Below are 2,659 nucleotides of genomic sequence, written 5' to 3' on the forward strand. Positions count from 1 at the left end.
ACTCCGGTTCCTCGGGCACCACCTCGGTGGATACCTTCACCTCGGGTCGACGGGCACGCGCTCGCCGGGCGGCGCTCTCGACGATGTCTTCGCCCAGCACCTGCTCAGCCGGCTTGCCGAGGTCCTCGGCGAGTGCGGCGCCTTCGTAGCGCTGCCACAGCGAGGCGTACACCAGCCGCAGCGGCAGCCCGCGCAGGGCGGCCTCGTCGGCCGCCCAGTCCACGGCCCGCATGCCGGCCTCGGAGCCGTCCACGCCGACGGCCAGGGGCAGTTCGAGTTCCATGGCGCTCACCGCTCCTTGGCGAGGTCGAAGACGATCCGGGCCTTGATCTCGCCGCGCAGCACCGCGTCGATCGACTCGTTGACGGAGGCCGGCGGCCGGGTCTCGTAGATGACCTTGGTGCGGCCGACCGCGTGCAGCTGGAAGACCTCGGCGAGGTCCTGCCGGGTGCCCACGATCGAGCCGATCACACTCGTCCCGTTCAGGACGGTGTCGAAGATCGGGACCTGGACCGTGCCGTGCGCCGGCAGCGCCACCATGACGAGCTTGCCGCCGCGCCGCAGCCCCGAGTTGACCGCCGCGAACGCGGCCTCATTCACGGCGAGCGCGATCGCGGCGTGCGCGCCGCCGTGCCGCTTGAGGACCTCGCCCACGTCGTGCTTGCGGGCGTCGATGACGAGGTCGGCGCCGAGCTCGGCGGCGAGTTCGAGCTTGTCGTCGGTGACGTCGACCGCGGCGACGGTGGCTCCGGCGATCTTCGCGTACTGCACGGCGAGGTGGCCGAGCCCGCCGATACCGGAGATCGCCACCAGCTGGGTGGGCTTGACGTCGGCGACCTTCAGGGCCTTGTACGTCGTCACGCCGGCGCAGGTCAGCGGAGCGGCCTCCAGGGCGATGATCCCTTCCGGAACCGGCTGGGCGAAGTCGGCCCGGGCCGGCATCTTCTCCGCGTACCCGCCGTCGCAGCCGTAGCCGGTGTTGATCTGCCGCTCGCACAACGTCTCCCAGCCGGACAGGCAGTGCTCGCACCGCCCGCACGCCTTGCCCGGCCACGGCACGGCGACGCGCTGTCCGACGGACAGGTGGGTGACGCCGTCGCCGAGGGCGTCGACGAGGCCGACGCCCTCGTGGCCGGGCACGAAGGGCGGGTTCGGCTTGACCGGCCAGTCGCCGTGGGCGGCGTGGATGTCGGTGTGGCACAGCCCGGAGGCCTCGACGCGGATGCGGACCTGGCCGGGGCCAGGGTCGGGGTCGGGGCGCTCCTCGATGACCAGGGGCTCGCCGAATGCTCGTACGACCGCTGCTTTCATGATCTCTGCTCTCCTCGGGTGCGTCAGTCGTGTGCGACGACGGCGACGGGGGCGGTGGCGTGATGGAGGACGGCGTGAGTGACGGCGCCGATGTGGATGCCGAAGGGGCTCCGGCGGATCCGGCGGCCGACGACGACCAGGGAGGCCTCGCGGGAGGCGTCGACCAGGTGGTTCGCGGGACTGCCGGAGCGGGACGCCTCGACAACCGCCACCTGCGGGAACTTCTCCGTCCAGGGCCGTAGCACCGCGGCCGGCGCGGCGGCGTCCTGTCGGCCCGGCTCCGCGTTCAGCTCGGGGTCCGCCGGCAGTCCGTACGCGAGGTACGGCGGGAGGTTCCAGCTGTGGACGACCCGCAGAGAGGTCTTGCGGCGGGCGGCCTCCTCGAACGCGAAGGCGATCACCGCGTCGTCCGGCCTGTCGGTGTCGAGGCCCAGTACGACGGGCCGGAAACCGGTCGCGGCGGACGGGATGCCGGCCGGGTCCATCTCGTGCTCGTCGGCGGCCAGTTCCCCGGCCCGTACGAGGACCACGGGGCCCTCGGCGTGCGCGATGACGGCCTGGCCGACGGAACCGACGAGGAAGCCGCCGATCCCGCTCAGCCCGCGGGAGCCGAGGACCAGCAGCTCGGAGTCCTTCGCCGCTTCTGCCAGTACCTCGCTCGCCCGGCCCCTCAGCTGTTCGACGGTCACTTCGACCCCCGGGTGTCGGAGCCGGATGCCATCGGCCGCCTCACGGGGAATCCTTTCGCTTCGCTCGCTCCAATGCCGCTGGGTGTCGGCACCGAGAAACGGCGCCTGCGCCATGGGCGCGGGGACGGGCTCCCAGACGTTGACGAGCCGCAGGGGCAGCTCGCGCAGCTTCGCCTCGCGGGCCGCCCACTCGGCGGCGGCCAGGCTCTCCCGCGAGCCGTCGAGACCTACGGTGACAGTGCGGGACATGGTGCGTACCTCCTACGGGCTGGGGGATCGGTCCTCCTACGGGCTGGGGGATCGGTTCTCCTACGGGCTGGGGATCGGTTCTCAGGATCAAGCCGAGGAGTAGGCGGTGTGCAGGGGCCGCAGGGTCCGCCTCAGGGGCCGAACGGCCCAACCTGGTACGGGCTGGGCGGCTGGGCGTACCTGATCCTTCTCGGCAGCCATCCGGCCGGTAACAGCTCTCCGCCTTGTCAGGGACGGGAGGAGGCCCATGGTCCACGGCCGGGCAGTCGCCGCCATCGCCGACAATGGCGGCGACCGTCCCTCAACTCTCCCAGTCCTAAAGGGTGTTGCAGAAGGCTCGGTTCAGGGCATTTTGCCTGTATGGGTGGGGTGTTGCGGGCTGAGTCGGTGTGGGTGGAGACGTTCACGGG

At 71.7% G+C, this 2,659-nt stretch carries 3 protein-coding genes; all 3 read right to left on the reverse strand.

Annotated elements, in window-relative coordinates; genetic code table 11:
• A partial coding sequence (locus STRIP9103_RS09615; protein WP_009306411.1) for a universal stress protein occupies window positions 1-283 on the reverse strand: 283 nt, incomplete at its 3' end.
• A 5-nt stretch (window positions 284-288) separates the two neighbouring features.
• Complete coding sequence (locus tag STRIP9103_RS09620; protein WP_009306413.1) at window positions 289-1,311, reverse strand: zinc-dependent alcohol dehydrogenase; 1,023 nt, start codon at window positions 1,309-1,311, stop codon at window positions 289-291.
• 23 nt (window positions 1,312-1,334) lie between these two features.
• A complete protein-coding gene (locus STRIP9103_RS09625; protein WP_009306415.1) occupies window positions 1,335-2,249 on the reverse strand; it encodes a universal stress protein in 915 nt (304 codons plus the stop codon).
• Window positions 2,250-2,659 lie beyond the last annotated feature (410 nt).

It is taken from the genome of Streptomyces ipomoeae 91-03, assembly GCF_000317595.1.
Taxonomy (GTDB): Bacteria; Actinomycetota; Actinomycetes; order Streptomycetales; family Streptomycetaceae; genus Streptomyces; species Streptomyces ipomoeae.